We start from the raw sequence: 15,600 nt of genomic DNA, 5'->3' as shown, positions 1-15,600 counted from the left end.
TTCTGATTTTATTTTTTATATTTACCTATAGCACTAAAGTTGTAGCACAAAATAATATAATTAACACAAAAAAGATTGGATTATGACCATTGTTAAAAACTTGTTTGGATTATATGTACAAGCGAAGCTATTTTAGACAATAAAAAACCCCGCTATAAGCGAGGTTTTTTGATATCTAGTGTTAACAATTAGTTTTGGGCGTATTGCCGCTCTAAATTATTTGTTTTTGCTTTAAGGCTGAATAAGTTTCTACGCTCGGCATTAATTTTTTCATCAAACTGCTGTTCTACATGAGCAATTCTTTTATTAAGTGCCGATAATTCTTCTGAACGCGGAAAGCTGCGGCGTAATTTATATAGTTCTGCTTTTAACTGATCAACTTCGAGCTCTTTATCATGCTCAAGTTTACTAATTTTAAATTCTACAAAACGACCTTTTCGCTTTAACGCATTCACTTGCTGTAGATATTCACCACGAGTACCAGACAGCGCTGTCCCAACCGGGCGCATATCAACTTGTTCAGCATTGCTTGCACATGGAAATTGGCTAAACTCAACTACGCCATTTTGTTCACACTTATATACCGCTGCTTGAGCGGAAAATGCGCCACATAGAAACAATAATGCGAATCTCATCATCTATCTCTCCACTAATGAGCAATAAATGTACAAAATGCCAGCTAATTAAGCAAGCTCAGATGAACATTTATTTTCTTAGCAAAATAAAACTAAGCTGAATCTAATCAATTATTTGCTGTTTAATGCTTTTTTCATAAAGTTTGGCCAAGCCGATGCCGCTTTATGGACTTCTACATTGTAATACTCGGTATTAAAATTGGCTTGCTCGGCATCACTTTCACGGAAACCGGTAAACTGACCTTCTTTGCGGGCTAAGGTACAGGTCCACCAACCTGATGGATATACCATTTGCGGGAACAATAAGGTTTGTAACGCTGAGAAACCAACATCAGTCATAGCATCGCGCATATCTTTTAATAGCGGCATATGAATTAACGGCGATTCACTCTGCTGTACTAAAATACCATTAGGCTTTAAGGCTTTACGGCAGCTGTCATAAAAAGCACGATTAAATAAGCCTTCACCTGGGCCGATAGGATCGGTTGAGTCAACAATAATGACATCGATAGATTCTGCAGCCGCTTCGCGCATATATTTAATACCATCGTCAAACTTTAACGTTGCTCGTGGATCATTGTTTGAGGCACAAAGTTCAGGAAAGTATTTTTCTGACATTCGGGTAACTTGTTCATCTATATCGATTTGAGTTACGGTTTCAACATCAGTATGCTTTAATACTTCACGTAAAGTCCCACAGTCACCACCACCTATAATCACCACATTTTTCGGTTTGTCATGGCTAAATAATACTGGGTGGCTTAACATCTCATGATAAAGAAAGTTATCACGGCTGCTTAACATGATAACATCGTCGATCACCATTAAATTACCAAAGTGAGTCGTTTCAAACATTTCAATATGTTGAAATGGTGACTTAACTTCATCTAACTTTTTAGTGATAGCTAAACCAAAAGCGCTACCGCTAGCTGCGAATATCTCGGTGAACCATTTGTTATCGCCTGACATAAGTAATACCCTCAAAACCATTTAGCCGTACATTTTGCCTTGTGTAGGCAATTAGAACAAATATTTTGCCAAATTTTACTGCAGCTAAGCTGTAATGGCTTTAAACTATACAGAATCAACTTTTAAAGGAACGATAATGTCTGACTGGGGTACTGAAAAAGCACGCTCGACCTATAATGTCGCGGTATGGAGTGAAGGTTACTTTGATGTCAATAAAGCGGGCGACTTAGTTGCCTATCCGGATCAAGATCACAGCAAACCGGGGATTAGTTTTCCTGAGTTAACCACTCGCTTTAAAGAAGAAGGCTTAACGTTACCGGTGTTAGTCCGTTTTACCGACATTTTAGAGCACCGTGTAGATACCTTAATTAAATCTTTTCAACAAGCAAAAGCAGAGAAAGATTACCAAGGCCAATACACCGCGGTATATCCCATTAAAGTTAACCAGCAATTCTCGGTAGTAAAGCGGTTAATTAGCCATGAAAGTGGCAAAGTTGGTTTAGAAGCTGGTAGTAAACCAGAGCTGATGGCGATTTTAGGGGTAACCGAAACACCGTTACAAATTGTGTGTAATGGTTATAAAGACAGTGAGTTTTTACGCTTAGCCACTATTGGCCATATGATGGGCCATACGGTTTACATTGTGATTGAAAAACTGTCTGAATTAAAAACCTTATTGCGTGAAATTGACAATTTAGGTACAGCGCCACGCATTGGTATTCGGATTAAGCTTAACTCTGTTGGTAAGGGGAAATGGCAAAATACCGGTGGTGAAAAAGGTAAGTTTGGTTTAACGGCTACTCAAGTATTGCAAGCTATTGATATTTTACGCGAAGCAGGAAAGATTGATTTATTGCAACTGGTTCATTTCCATATTGGTTCACAAATTGCCAATATTCGCGATATTCATAACGCCATTCGTGAATGTGCTCGTCATTATGCCGAATTGCGCACTTTAGGCATACCAATTGAAACCGTTGATGTTGGTGGTGGCTTAGGCGTGGATTACGAGGGTTCTAAATCACGTTCAGCTTGCTCCATGAACTACACTATGTATGAATATGCGCGTAACGTCGTCAACGGCTTAAAAGAGGTTTGTGACGAGTACGATTTACCGCATCCAAATATTATTACTGAGTCGGGTCGTGCTATGACGGCGCACCATGCGGTATTAGTGACTGATGCTATTGATATTGAACGCGCACCAGGTTTAGTTAACCTACCTGAGCCTAGCGACGAATCGCCTACCGTTATTTTAGGCTTGTGGGAGTCATATCAAAACGTGACACCGCGTACAGCAATAGAAGCGTATCACGATGCGGTGCATTACTTTACCGATGCCCATTCTCAGTACGTGCACGGTTTGCTAACGCTGCAAGACTGGTCTTTATTAGAACAGCTATACTTCGCGACGATTAATAGAGTTAAAGCTAATTTAGATTTAACATCCCGTTCGCATCGCGCTATTCATGACGAATTAAATGAAAAATTAGCTGATAAGCTGTTTGTTAACTTCTCTTTATTTCAATCAATGCCGGATGCTTGGGGTATCGATCAAATATTCCCAGTAATGCCATTAGAGCGCATGAATGAGTCGTTAGAGCACCGAGCTATTATTCAAGATATTACGTGTGACTCTGACGGCCAGCTTAAAAGCTACGCTGACGGTAACGGCATAGAAAGCACCCTGCCTTTGCCTTTCTATAAAGAAGATGAGCAATACTTGTTGGGTATGTTTATGGTTGGCGCTTATCAAGAAATTTTGGGCGACTTACATAACTTATTTGGCGATACCGACTCGGTACATGTTGAATTAACAGAAGATGGTGGTTATAAACTGACTAATATCATCAAAGGCGATACGGTTGCGGATGTTTTACGCTACGTACAATTCGACGCCAATAAGTTAATTCGTTCTTATACTAAGCAACTGGCAAAACTAGATTTAGCCGCCAGCAAGAAAGATCGTTTACTCGATGAATTAAAATCGGGCGTTTATGGTTACACCTATTTTGAAGATTGAAAGTTTTGAAGATTGAAAATTTTGAAGATTGAGAATTTTGAAGATTAAGTTACACTAAGCACTGATCGGATGTGTTAACAGTAAGCCCGCTTACTGTTAACACTTTTGCCGACTAATTAATTTTCAGCTATTCGTATCGACCTCAAGAGTATCGAAATCAAGAGCATCGAAACCAATAGCCTTGAAACCATATTTTAGGTGCCGTTATGCTATCTTTTTTACCCAGCGCACTGACTGGGACCCTTTCATTAATTTTATATATTATTAATACCCTGTTTTGGTTTGTGCCTGTTACGCTTTTAGCGATTCTGAAATTATTGCCTTTACCAGGCTGGCTACGACTTATCACTTACTTATTAGACGGCTGCGCGGTCGCTTGGATCAGCCTGAATAACCTTACTACGGCATTATTTACTCGCATCAGCTGGCAAGTTACTGGGGTAGAAGGCTTAACCAAAAAAGATTGGTACTTAATTTTAGCCAATCATCAATCTTGGGCCGATATACTAGTTCTGCAAAAAATCTTTAATCACAAAATTCCTTTTATTAAGTTCTTTTTAAAAAAAGAGCTAATGTATGTGCCTTTTTTAGGTATATGCTGGTGGGCACTCGACTTCCCTTTTATGAAGCGCTACAGCAAACAGTTTTTGCAGCGTAATCCTCATTTACAGGGTAAAGATATTGAAACCACACGCAAAGCCTGCGCTAAATTTCGCTTTAAACCAGTAACAATAATGAATTTTGTTGAAGGTACTCGCTTTACGCCGGCTAAACATTTACAGCAGCAATCACCGTTTACCAACTTATTAAAACCCAAAGCCGGTGGTGTGGCTTTTGTATTAGGCGCCATGGGCCAACAGCTGCATAAAATTCTTGATGTGACTATTTTCTACCCTAAAGGCATTCCGACATTTTGGGACTTTATCTCCGGAAAAGTACCGCAAGTCACGGTTAACGTTGTCGTAAAACCGATCCATAAAGAATTATTGGGTGACTATAACAATGCCCAGTATCGTGAGCAGTTTCAATTGTGGATCAATGAGTTATGGCAGCATAAAGATCAACAAATCAGCGAGCTGAAAAAAGGGTCAGAGTGATTTAACCAACACGTTAAATCACTCTGACCCCTTTTTTAATTTTTGGTAGCGGTTAACAGCAAGTTGCGAGGCGTGAGTTGGTAATCGCAAAACTCTATAGCGTCGACTGTATAGCCATGCTGTTGTAAATACAGCATTTTATCTAATAATAACCAGTGTTCTAATGGTCGACGAAATAAATGCCGCACTAATTCGATAAGCTGGATTAAATGTTGCCGTTTAGCGCCAGCATTTAGAAAAACCTGCCAGTTGATATTGTCAGGTAGCGGCCATTGATGTTGCTGAGCCGCCCAAGTTGCAAAGTCACTAAAATCAGCACTAAACCAATGTTTACCAGCGGAAGCTAGCGGCCGATATTGGCTATCGCCAATATAATGTTGGCGTAATAATTCATAAGACAGTCGCCAATGCACTTCAGTATGGCGCAACCTTTCTATGCGTTCACCTGCGGTTACTTGGCCTTGAACAATCAACTTTAATTGTTGCTGATCTAATCCTAAATCATGTTGCTGCGCTAGGTCGGATAAAGGTTGGTAGCAAGATTCAGCAATAAGATGATAACAGCAAGGCGCTAAGTGAATATATTCGCAGCCGGCTTGAACCGCTTGTTGTAGCATGCTGATATGCAACTGACCACAAGCGTGCAATGCCACTACATGTTGCTTGGGTTTAAGCACAGCCGCTAATGGCGAGTTTACTGACGAGCCCAATTCAGAACTTAGTCCAGAACTTAGTACATCAACTTGAATAAAATGCTGCGGTAACGAAAATTGATTGGCTAATTGCTCACCTTGCTGACATAACTCTTGCTGCCATTCTAAACTGATCACGGGCTGCTCAAAGCGATAAGCTAACATTCTGCCTAAATGGCCTTTGCCCGCGCACCATTCTACTATTGGCCGCGAAGAGCTATGCCAATGCTGACATAAGGCCTCTATTTGACCCAATTTACGGCCAGTAATGCCATTAGTTAACCAAAAAGGTAATTCAGCTATCGTTTTCGGCTTGCTTGCGCTGGTTATTGACGGCAAGTTAAATAACTGTGGAAAAAAATCACTAAAATACTGCTGCTGTAATTGGCTATTCTGGTCAATTAATGCAATCTGTTGATCTGAAAAGCCATGTAATACTTGTTGTAACCTAGGATCAGTCCAGGGTAACTCTGTACAAGTAAATGGTGTTAAACGCCAATACGCTTGGTAATGCTGCAAAACTTGGCTAAGCTGCAGAAATTGTTGCTGAAATTCTTGATGAAAAGACAAGGCCATTATATTTAATTATACTATTTAGTGGGTAAAATTTAGTTATGTTAATCTTAGGCATTAAAGCGCTAAAATCGTAATTAACAGCACAATAGACACAAATTTGATTAATTGATATAGCATAGTGTTTAGTGAGTAGTTTAACCGCTGCAGTCTATATCAGCACAGGGAAATGTAATGGACGAATTAAAGAATATTATGCATGTTGAAGATGACCCTTCAATTCAAGAAGTTGCAAGGATTGCACTTGAAGCTGTCGGTGGCTTTACGGTTCATAGCTGCAGTAGCGGCAAACAAGCTTTAGCTGACTATGCTGATGCTGCGCCGCAATTAATTTTATTAGATGTGATGATGCCCGGTATGGATGGTCCAACTACGTTGCAGCAATTAAAACAACAATTTGATTTAAGCCATATTCCCATTGTATTTATGACCGCCAAAGTGCAAAGCAATGAAATTGCGTCTTATAAAGCCTTAGGTGCAGTCGATGTTGTGGTTAAACCGTTTGATCCCATGACATTGTCGAGCCAGCTGCAACAAATCTGGCACGACTTTCATCAATAACCTTGCATAAACCTATAGCGCTAGTACAGCAAACTATATAATTTACGCCGATAGGATGTTGCTACGCTATCGCCTTTAGGTAGCGCGGCTAAAATATCTAAATACAGCTTTTTACTAGCGCCAAAGTTTAAGTCTTGCTGCAAAATACTTAGCAATAATACTAAGGCTTCTTCAGAGCGCTGAACCGCTTGGTATTGCACCGCTAGCTGCTCTTTTAAAGTAAAACTATCTGGCTCTGCTGCTAATGACGCCTCTAAAGCCTGAATTTCCGGAGAGTCTGCCGCCTCTTTAGCTAATTCTATTTTAGCTTGTACTGATTTGAACACCGAGTCTTGATCGGCAAGTTTAATCTCAGCTAATAAGGCTTCCGCTTGCGGTAACAGACCTAAACTAACAGCGGTATCGGCTAACCATAATTTAATATCTACTCGCTCCGGGGCCAGCAGTAACGCTTGTTTTAAAAACGAATACGCCTCTTGATAGTTTTGTTCGGCTAAGCATGCTTGGGCTTGGTCAATTAAACTATCTTCCGGCTTAGGTAAATAAGCACTTAGTTTGGCTAAAATAGCTTCTTCAGATTCCACACCCGCAAAGCCATCGACTGGCTTACCGTCTTTAATCATCATAACGGTAGGTAAAGACTGCACACCAAATTGCATGGCTAAATCTTGCTGACTGTCGCAATCTACTCTGGCCAATAATAACTGCTGCGGATATTGCTGAACTATTTTTTCTAAGATCGGCGTTAGCTGCTGACAGCCTTCACTGCGAGCTGACCAAAATTGAAATAACACCAGTTTTTGTTGTGATGCATCTAGCACCTCGCGGGCATTATTCATGCTTACATCGATAATTGAAGGCATCATAAAAACGTACTTCCTGTGATATAAAATATTTTGTACTAATACTTAATACTATGTGGGTGCATAGCTAACTTTACAAGCATGAAATAATTGCCAATTTGGCTTAAATTGAGCCATGAATACTATCGACATCTCGCTGCTGATGTCGTAAATTGAACTAGCGCATAACAATATGACTGCTCAGCAGCGACAACAGCGCAGCAGTGTTAAACACTGCCTGATATAACAACCAGTCCACGTATAAATAATTAACTAAGTTTTAGCTATCTAGCTATCTAACCTATAATCTTAGTTAACGTCTGCATATAGCTGCGAATTATTGCTAATAATCGCGCTATGGTAGGGTATTTTTGCTAAAACGTGAGACGTAATATGACAAGCCAAACAAAAGCAGCTGAGATGTTATCTGGCGCTGCCATGATAATTAGAGCACTTGCCGACGAAGGCGTGGAATACCTGTATGGTTATCCCGGCGGTGCAGTACTGCATATTTATGACGCCCTATTCCAACAAAATAAAGTCAAGCATGTGCTGGTTCGTCATGAACAAGCGGCAACCCATATGGCCGATGCTTATGCCCGTGCAAGCGGTAAAGCTGGCGTGGTGCTGGTCACATCAGGCCCAGGTGCTACTAATGCTGTGACGGGTATTGCTACTGCTTATATGGATTCTATTCCGATGGTGGTGCTTACCGGCCAAGTCATGAGCCATCTTATTGGCGAAGATGCCTTTCAAGAAACCGATATGCTCGGCATTTCACGGCCAATTTGTAAGCATAATATGTCGGTGCGTCGACCAGAAGACATTCCTTATCTAATTAAAAAAGCCTTCCATATTGCGCAAAGTGGTCGCCCCGGTCCTGTGGTATTAGATATCCCTAAAGATATGACTATGCCCAATCAAAAATTTGCTTATCATTATCCTGCTGAAATTAGTTTACGCTCTTATCAGCCAAAATTAAAAGGTCATGCTGGGCAAATTAAAAAAGCCATTACGGCGCTAATGAAAGCTAAGCGACCGGTATTGTATGCCGGTGGTGGCGTTATCTTAGGCCAAGCGGCAGAACAGCTAACTGAATTTGCCCAGTTACTTAACTTACCGGTTACCAACACCTTAATGGGCTTAGGCTGTTATCCTGGCGACGACAAGCAATTTATTGGCATGTTAGGTATGCATGGTAGCTATGAAGCCAATATGACTATGCATAATGCCGATGTTATTTTGGCCATTGGTGCTAGGTTTGATGATCGTGTAACCAATAACACCAAAAAGTTTTGCCCTGATGCAACCATTATTCATATTGATATCGATCCGGCCAGTATCTCTAAAACCATCAATGCCAATATTCCGATCGTTGGGTTAGTTAAACCGGTGCTGATAGAAATGCTGCAATTGGTTAAGCAGCGTAAAACGAGTTTAGACAGCAATGCCATGCAGCAGTGGTGGCAGCAAATTGAGCAATGGCGAGCTGTACATGGTGGCCGTTATGACACTACTGCGCCATTATTAAAACCACAATATGTGATTGAGCAACTATCAAAAATTACCAAAGGTGAAGCGTATGTGTGTAGCGACGTAGGTCAACACCAAATGTTTGCTGCTCAATACTATAAATTTAACAAACCTAACCGTTGGATAAATTCCGGTGGCCTTGGCACCATGGGCTTTGGCTTACCTGCCGCTATGGGCGTAAAGTTAAATTATCCCGATGCCGACGTAGTCTGTGTTACCGGTGAGGGCTCTATTCAAATGAATATCCAAGAGCTTTCAACCTGTAAACAGTATGGTTTAGGGGTAAAAATTATTAACTTGAATAATGGTTATTTGGGCATGGTTAAGCAATGGCAAGATATGAATTATGAGTCGCGCTATGCCAGCTCTTATATGGATTCACTGCCCGACTTTGTTAAATTGGCAGAAGCCTACGGCCATGTTGGTATTCGTGTCACCGAGCCGGAACAACTGCAGCCAGCGCTAGAACGTGCTTTTGCGCTAAAAGATCAGTTAGTGTTTATTGATATTCATATTGATCCCAAAGAGCACGTTTATCCGATGTTGATCCCTGGCGGTGCCATGAATGAAATGTTTTTAAGCAAAACGGAGAGAACTTAACATGCGACATATTGTTTCTGTGCTGCTAGAAAACGAACCCGGCGCCTTAGCTCGTGTTGTTGGCTTATTTGCCCAACGCGGTTATAACATTGACTCGCTAAACGTGGCGGCAACTGAAGATAAAACTTTATCTCGACTTACCCTGGTTACTCACGGTAACGATCAAGTGATTGAACAAATAAGTAAGCAACTGCATAAGCTTATCGAAGTGGTTAAGGTATCTGATATTAGTGACTCGCCGCACATTGAACGCGAATTAATGCTGGTAAAAATGAAAGCCAATGCGAGTCAACGTGAAGAAATAAAACGCTGCGCCGATATTTTTCGCGGCCAAATTGTTGATGTCACACCGGGCAGCTACACCATTCAATTAGTGGGTACTAGCGATAAATTGGATGCTTTTTTGCAGGCTTTAGGCACTACGCCGATTTTAGAAGTGGTTCGCAGCGGTATTTCGGGTATTGCCCGTGGAGATAAAGTACTGGCACTGTAAACGCTATCAACTGCGACAGCTATTAGCTTAGCTGTCGCAGTTATGTCACCCCGCTCATCCCCCCTAAGCTTGCCACTATTCGCTGCTGCATTGTTGGCAATAACCTGCATATGTTCCATACTGCTGTAGAGTTACACAGCTAGAGCTTGGGCGAATGCTCAGGATTTACTTTTTAATAAGCCCGCTGCTGGTATTTCTAAAGTAGTATCACATCCATCACAGGTGAGGCAGTCGTGATGGCACCCTTAAATGGATGAAGGAAAGAATATGTTATCTCGCCTCACTTTTACTTGGGCGGTGCTGCTAAGTAGCACCCTGTTAACCGGTTGTATTTATAATACCACCGCACCAATCACACCTCAAAGCAGCACAATTACTATGCCTCAATATAGCGCCGAGCAATTCTTTGCTACCAAAAGCTATTTTGGTAATGATATTAACCACGACGCCAGTGCGATGTTGGTCGCTTCTGATGAAACCGGTGTATTTAACCTGTATCGGGTTAGCTTAGATGGTAAGCATTGGCTGCCGTTAACCCAGTCGACAACTGATCCAGCTTTTCCGATCGGTTGGTTTCCCAACGATGACCGGTTGCTGTATACCGCTGATCAGGGTGGCAACGAGCTAAACCATGTTTTCGTCCGTGAAATAGACGGCACGATAAGCGATCTAACCCCCGGTGATAAGCTTAAAGCCTCTTTTGCCGGCTGGAATAAAGATGGCAGCTTTTATATTGTCAGCAACGAGCGCGATCCACGCTTTTTTGACCTGTACCATTACAACGGCAGCGACTACAGCCGCCAGTTGGTATTCAGTAATAATGATGGTTATCTCATCAATGCCGTCAGTAAAGATGGCCGCTACCTAGCACTGAGCAAAGTGCGCAATAATGCCGACAACAATCTATATTTGGTTGATCTAAGCAACGCCAAGCCCAGTCCAGTGCTTATTACTGAGCATCAAGGCAATATTTCACACGAGGTTTATGATTTTAGCCCCGATAACAACGCATTATTGTTTGGGGCCAATGGCAGTGGAGAATTTGTTTCAGCTTATAACTACAATCTGCAAAGCGGCACCACGTCGCCGTATAGTCAAGCCGACTGGGATATCAGCTTTATTTATTTCAGCGAAGACAAGCAATACAAGGTGCAAGGTGTTAATGCCGATGCTTCTACCGAAATTAGTATTACCAACCTGCAGACTGGCAAAGCAATGCAATTACCCACTTTGCCAGCGGGTGATATACGCAGCGTGTCCTTCTCTGATGACAGCAAATACATGAGTTTTTATTTAAATGCTGATAACAGCCCGTCCAATCTTTATATTTGGCAATTAGGCAGTGCCAAAGCGCAGCGGTTAACACAAGCGCTGGACAGCAGCATTAATGAGCAGCATCTGGTGCAAAGCGAAGTCGTGCGTTTTAACAGTTTTGATAACGTAACCATTCCGGCATTACTGTATAAGCCGAAACAAGCCAGTGCTAACGCCAAAGTGGCCGCGTTAATTTTGATCCACGGCGGCCCAGGAGGCCAGTCTCGCACCGGCTACAGCCCGATGATCCAGCATCTGCTTAATCACGGTTATGCTGTGTTGTCGGTCAATAACCGCGGTTCATCTGGCTACGGTAAAACCTTCTATCACTTGGACGACCTGCGACACGGTGAAGATGATTTGCAAGATATTGTGTATGGCAAAAAATACTTGCAACAGCTTGACTGGGTTGCCGGCGAGCGCATCGGCGTTATCGGTGGCAGCTATGGCGGTTACCTAACGATGGCCGCCATGGCCTTTACCGATGAGTTTAAAGCGGGCATTAATATTTTTGGGGTCACCAACTGGGTGCGTACTTTAGAGAGCATTCCACCTTGGTGGGAGGCCTTTCGTGAGTCGCTTTATGCTGAGCTCGGCGACCCAGCGGTAGACGGTGAAAGACTGCGTCGTATTTCTCCCGTTTTTCATGGCGATAAAGTTAAAAAACCAGTATTGGTGGTACAAGGTGCCAATGACCCCCGGGTATTACAGGTTGAAAGCGACGAAATGGTTGCCGCTATTCGAGCCAACGGCGTACCGGTTGAATATGTTTTGTTTGACGATGAAGGCCATGGTTTCCTTAAAAAAAGCAACAGGATAACTGCCCAGCAAGCTTATCTAGCGTTTTTAAAACAATATTTGTAAGTGAATGGCAACAAAAACCAGCGGTACTATCCTACCTCGCAACCTCGGCTTATTTAGCCTGTGGTTGCTGGTAGTAAATGGTTTAATTGGTGCCGGCATTTTTGGCCTGCCCGGCGGTGCAGCCAGATTAGCAGGTGAATATAGCCCGTTAATATACTTGCTCTGTGCGCTTTTGATATTACCCATTCTGTTGTGTATGGCCGAGCTGGCTAGCTATTTTCGTGCTAGTGGTGGTCCTGTTCGTTACGGCACAGCGGCTTTTGGCCCTTTTGTTGGCTTTCAAGCTGGATGGTTGTATTACATTGCCCGTTTAGTATCGTTTGCCGCTAATAGCGTATTATTGGTCGATAGTATTGGTTACTTCTGGTCGGCGGCATCAGTAGGTTTTAACCGTGCCCTATTATTGGCCGTGATTATTGCCAGCTTAACACTCATTAATGTCGTGGGCTCAGTGCGAGCGATGCGATCGCTGGCACTGCTTACCGTGATTAAGTTTGCGGTATTACTACTGCTAGTGATTTGCAGTGCCAGTATATTGGGACCTAAGTTACTACCAGAATTTAATCCACTTACTGCTTTCAACAGCCCATACGATATCGGCGCTGCCACCCTGTTATTGATATATGCATTTGTCGGTTTTGAATCAGTGGTTGTGCCGGCGGGTGAAGCAAAAAATCCAGCTCGGGATATGCCAAAGGCGCTCATCTTGGGCTTAGTGCTGGTAACCTTACTGTATATCAGTATTCAACTGGTGAGCGTAGCGGCGGTACAAACAATTGCTCAGTCTAGCAGTCCACTGTTGGATGTCGCCGCCGAACTGTTTGGCCCGTTGGGCGCCATGGTGCTGATGTTAGGAGTAGTGGCCTCTGTCGCCGCTAATTTGCTCGGCGCAATATTCTCCACCCCGCGGGCCAGCTTTGCACTAGCGGAAGATGGCAGCCTGCCGCGCTGGTTTGCGGCGATACAACCGCGCTTTTTAACACCAGCTAACTCTATTATCTTTTTTGGCGTCTTGGCGCTATGTCTTACCTTATATGGCTCATTTTTATGGCTGGCAGCCGCGACTGTGGTATCACGCTTGCTGCTATATGGCCTCACCTGCGCCGCCGTACCAGTGCTACGGCCAAAACTGGCTACCCGCGATAGCTTTGTGCTGCCATTGGGTTACAGCATTCCGCTGCTAGGCATACTGGCCTGTGGTTGGCTAGCACTGCAAGTCAGTTTATCGTCGGTCATTGCTACCACGCTATTTGTGCTACTGGGCACCGCACTGTATTTTTTGGCGCGCTGGCAGGACAGAAAATAATTTACTGCCAACAACAGCAGTGCGGTGTCGCAAGTATTGACCAATACGCCTGTTTAGCCGTTGGCTCTGTTATGTCACCCCGCTAATCATCCACTAAGCTTGTAAAATAGCTCCTGCATTGTTGGCAATAACAAGCAGATGTTCCATACTGCAGCAGAGTTTATATTTTTTGACGAGATATTCATGAGCGATGAAGAACAGCTAGATCAAGCCATGCTATTTGAAGTGGTGGAAAACCAATTAGCCGATAATTACCCTAAAGAAGTCAAAGCCACCTTACTGCGCTTGTGTATGACCGGCAATAGCCGTGATGACGCCATAGAACTGATTGCCTGTGCTTTAGCACCGGAAATGATTGATGTTATTGAGCATCAGCAAGATTTTAATTTAGAGCGTTATATTGCCCATTTAAGCTTACTGCCGCAAACACCTTGGATAGACCAGGAGTAATAATGGAATCAGCAACAGTACAACACCAACCTGAACTACAGCGCTTTGTGTTGCAGCTCGATGGCAATGAAGCCGTACTCGATTATCAATTAAACAATAATGATATCGACTTTAACCACACTTTTGTTCCGCCAGCCTTTCGCGGCAAAGGCTTAGCCGAAAAACTGGTCAGAACAGGCCTTAGCTGGGCCAAGCAGCAGCAATTTACTATTTATGCCAGCTGCAGCTACGTGCAACGATTTTTACGCTAAAGCAAGATACCAAACCAAAAACAGTAACGCAAAGCCGGTTAAATAGGTTAAGCCTGCCCAACTTAACCAGCGCAAGCCGCGGTTAAGTTTAATGGCGGCATTGTTCTGCATTAAGCTGTAATTTAACCACGCAAATACTGGTGTGGTTAAAAAAGATAATGTCATGGCAAAGGTAAGCATCGGTGCCAACGCCCCTTCAAAAAACAATATCAGCAACATTCCACTGGCTGCTTGCGCTACTAGCCAAAATTTATAGCCAACGACACCTTTAAACCAACCTAATTGCATAAATGACAAATTTAGCGTGCGCGCATAACCATCTAACACGGTTAAGGTGGTACCAAACATACATAAAAATGCGATTAATGCCACTAACGGCGCTGACCAACTGCCAATAGTGCTGGCATACATATTAATAAGTTGCTGAGCAAAGGTCGAACCGGCTAATGCTATTGGTTGATCCGTACCATATTGGACTAACGCCCCTAGCGATAAAAAAGTTAGTGCTAAAATAGCAGTAAGCCAATAGCCTAAATTAAAATCAAATAAACCTTGCTGGCGATTAATCGGCATCTGCTCTTGCTTGGCTTGCAGCCACACCGAGCTAATAACTGAAATTTCAATCGGTGCCGGCATCCAGCCCATTAACGCCACCAAAAAGCCTAAACTTGCTAAGGTCCAAGGCGACACAGGCACATAATCAGCCGGTACTTGGGCACCATGATAAAAGGCTATACCTGCCGCGATAAAAGTGGTGACCGTCAGCAATAGCATAATGACTTTAGCCACATTATCTAACGCATTGAACTTACCTAATAATAAGATTAATAAACAGACGGCTAAAATTAACCAGCACAATGTACTTACTGACAATGTACTTACCGGCAACAACCAAGGTAAAACATATTGTAATAAGCTAGCGGTAAGCAGTAAAACCCCGGCCGTGTTTACCACCGCAGCAATAATATTCAACACAATAAAGCTATAAAAGTAGCCACGCCCTTTTTGCTGATAGCCTTGTAATAAATTTTGTTTTGTCAGCAAGGTATAATCGACAGCAAAACGAAAAAACGGATATTTAAGTACGTTAACTAACAGTATTAACCAAGCCAGTTGCCAACCAAATAAGGCGCCAGCTTGCGTAGATGCCACTAAATGCGAGCCCCCTATTGCTGCTGTTGCCATTAAAATGCCAGGGCCTAAAGCGCGAATTTTATTGACCCAACTATTGTTATTATTAGCTACTACATCCATTGATCACACTATTTGTATTGTTATTATATGTATCGAGCTTACTCAATCGGTACAATAATTACTATCCAACTATCAGCTTACAGATGTTAAAAATTGTTGTCGGGCTCTAAAAATAAAACTGATAACACCCATTTAATTAAATT

14 protein-coding genes are annotated in these 15,600 nt (G+C 42.6%); 9 read left to right on the top strand and 5 right to left on the bottom strand.

Translation table 11 applies throughout. The annotated features are described in order from the left end of the window. Positions 1 to 188: 188 nt before the first annotated feature. Positions 189 to 638 carry a DUF4124 domain-containing protein gene (locus BI198_RS01890; protein ID WP_070048025.1) on the bottom strand — a complete coding sequence of 150 codons (450 nt, stop codon included), beginning with the start codon at positions 636 to 638 and terminating at the stop codon, positions 189 to 191. A gap of 108 nt (positions 639 to 746) precedes the next feature. Further along, positions 747 to 1,604: a polyamine aminopropyltransferase gene (gene speE, locus BI198_RS01885; protein ID WP_083256532.1), complete on the bottom strand. Its 858-nt coding sequence runs from the start codon at positions 1,602 to 1,604 to the stop codon at positions 747 to 749. 136 nt (positions 1,605 to 1,740) lie between these two features. Between speE and speA the strand changes: the two genes are divergently transcribed. Further along, positions 1,741 to 3,627 carry a biosynthetic arginine decarboxylase gene (gene speA, locus BI198_RS01880; protein ID WP_070048023.1) on the top strand — a complete coding sequence of 629 codons (1,887 nt, stop codon included), beginning with the start codon at positions 1,741 to 1,743 and terminating at the stop codon, positions 3,625 to 3,627. Between the two features lie 206 nt (positions 3,628 to 3,833). Beyond that, positions 3,834 to 4,724: an acyltransferase gene (locus tag BI198_RS01875; RefSeq protein ID WP_070048022.1), complete on the top strand. Its 891-nt coding sequence runs from the start codon at positions 3,834 to 3,836 to the stop codon at positions 4,722 to 4,724. A 35-nt stretch (positions 4,725 to 4,759) separates the two neighbouring features. Here BI198_RS01875 and BI198_RS01870 read toward each other — a convergent pair whose 3' ends face one another. Further along, positions 4,760 to 5,992 (bottom strand): methyltransferase, encoded by a 1,233-nt coding sequence (locus BI198_RS01870; protein WP_070048021.1) that lies wholly within the window; start codon positions 5,990 to 5,992, stop codon positions 4,760 to 4,762. Positions 5,993 to 6,163: 171 nt separating this feature from the next. Here BI198_RS01870 and BI198_RS01865 point away from each other — a divergent pair, with 171 nt between their 5' ends. After that, entirely contained in the window at positions 6,164 to 6,550 is a 387-nt protein-coding gene (locus BI198_RS01865) for a response regulator (RefSeq protein WP_070048020.1), read from the top strand. A 20-nt stretch (positions 6,551 to 6,570) separates the two neighbouring features. Here the strand turns inward: BI198_RS01865 and BI198_RS01860 are convergent, their stop codons facing one another. Then, on the bottom strand, positions 6,571 to 7,416 hold the full coding sequence (locus BI198_RS01860) for a tetratricopeptide repeat protein (protein WP_083256531.1): 846 nt from the start codon (positions 7,414 to 7,416) through the stop codon (positions 6,571 to 6,573). Between the two features lie 369 nt (positions 7,417 to 7,785). On the opposite strand from BI198_RS01860, the gene BI198_RS01855 reads away from it, so the two are divergent. The 6 genes from BI198_RS01855 to BI198_RS01830 all read left to right on the top strand — a co-directional run bounded on the left by BI198_RS01855 (position 7,786) and on the right by BI198_RS01830 (position 14,203). Then, complete coding sequence (locus tag BI198_RS01855; RefSeq protein ID WP_070048019.1) at positions 7,786 to 9,525, top strand: acetolactate synthase 3 large subunit; 1,740 nt, start codon at positions 7,786 to 7,788, stop codon at positions 9,523 to 9,525. Between the two features lies 1 nt (position 9,526). Then, entirely contained in the window at positions 9,527 to 10,018 is a 492-nt protein-coding gene (ilvN, locus tag BI198_RS01850; protein ID WP_070048018.1) for an acetolactate synthase small subunit, read from the top strand. 267 nt (positions 10,019 to 10,285) lie between these two features. Continuing rightward, on the top strand, positions 10,286 to 12,196 hold the full coding sequence (locus BI198_RS01845) for a S9 family peptidase (protein ID WP_070048017.1): 1,911 nt from the start codon (positions 10,286 to 10,288) through the stop codon (positions 12,194 to 12,196). Between the two features lie 4 nt (positions 12,197 to 12,200). Continuing rightward, a complete protein-coding gene (locus BI198_RS01840) occupies positions 12,201 to 13,502 on the top strand; it encodes an APC family permease (RefSeq protein ID WP_070048016.1) in 1,302 nt (433 codons plus the stop codon). Between the two features lie 183 nt (positions 13,503 to 13,685). Next, positions 13,686 to 13,952 carry a hypothetical protein gene (locus tag BI198_RS01835; RefSeq protein ID WP_070048015.1) on the top strand — a complete coding sequence of 89 codons (267 nt, stop codon included), beginning with the start codon at positions 13,686 to 13,688 and terminating at the stop codon, positions 13,950 to 13,952. A gap of 2 nt (positions 13,953 to 13,954) precedes the next feature. Further along, entirely contained in the window at positions 13,955 to 14,203 is a 249-nt protein-coding gene (locus BI198_RS01830; RefSeq protein WP_070048014.1) for a GNAT family N-acetyltransferase, read from the top strand. Here the strand turns inward: BI198_RS01830 and BI198_RS01825 are convergent. After that, positions 14,195 to 15,457: an NRAMP family divalent metal transporter gene (locus BI198_RS01825; protein WP_070048013.1), complete on the bottom strand. Its 1,263-nt coding sequence runs from the start codon at positions 15,455 to 15,457 to the stop codon at positions 14,195 to 14,197. The two genes, BI198_RS01830 and BI198_RS01825, sit on opposite strands and share 9 nt — an antisense overlap. Between the last annotated feature and the right edge of the window lie 143 nt (positions 15,458 to 15,600).

It is taken from the genome of Rheinheimera salexigens, assembly GCF_001752395.1.
In the GTDB taxonomy this organism is placed as follows: domain Bacteria; phylum Pseudomonadota; class Gammaproteobacteria; order Enterobacterales; family Alteromonadaceae; genus Alishewanella; species Alishewanella salexigens.
This window is presented reverse-complemented; position numbering and strand designations above follow the sequence as displayed.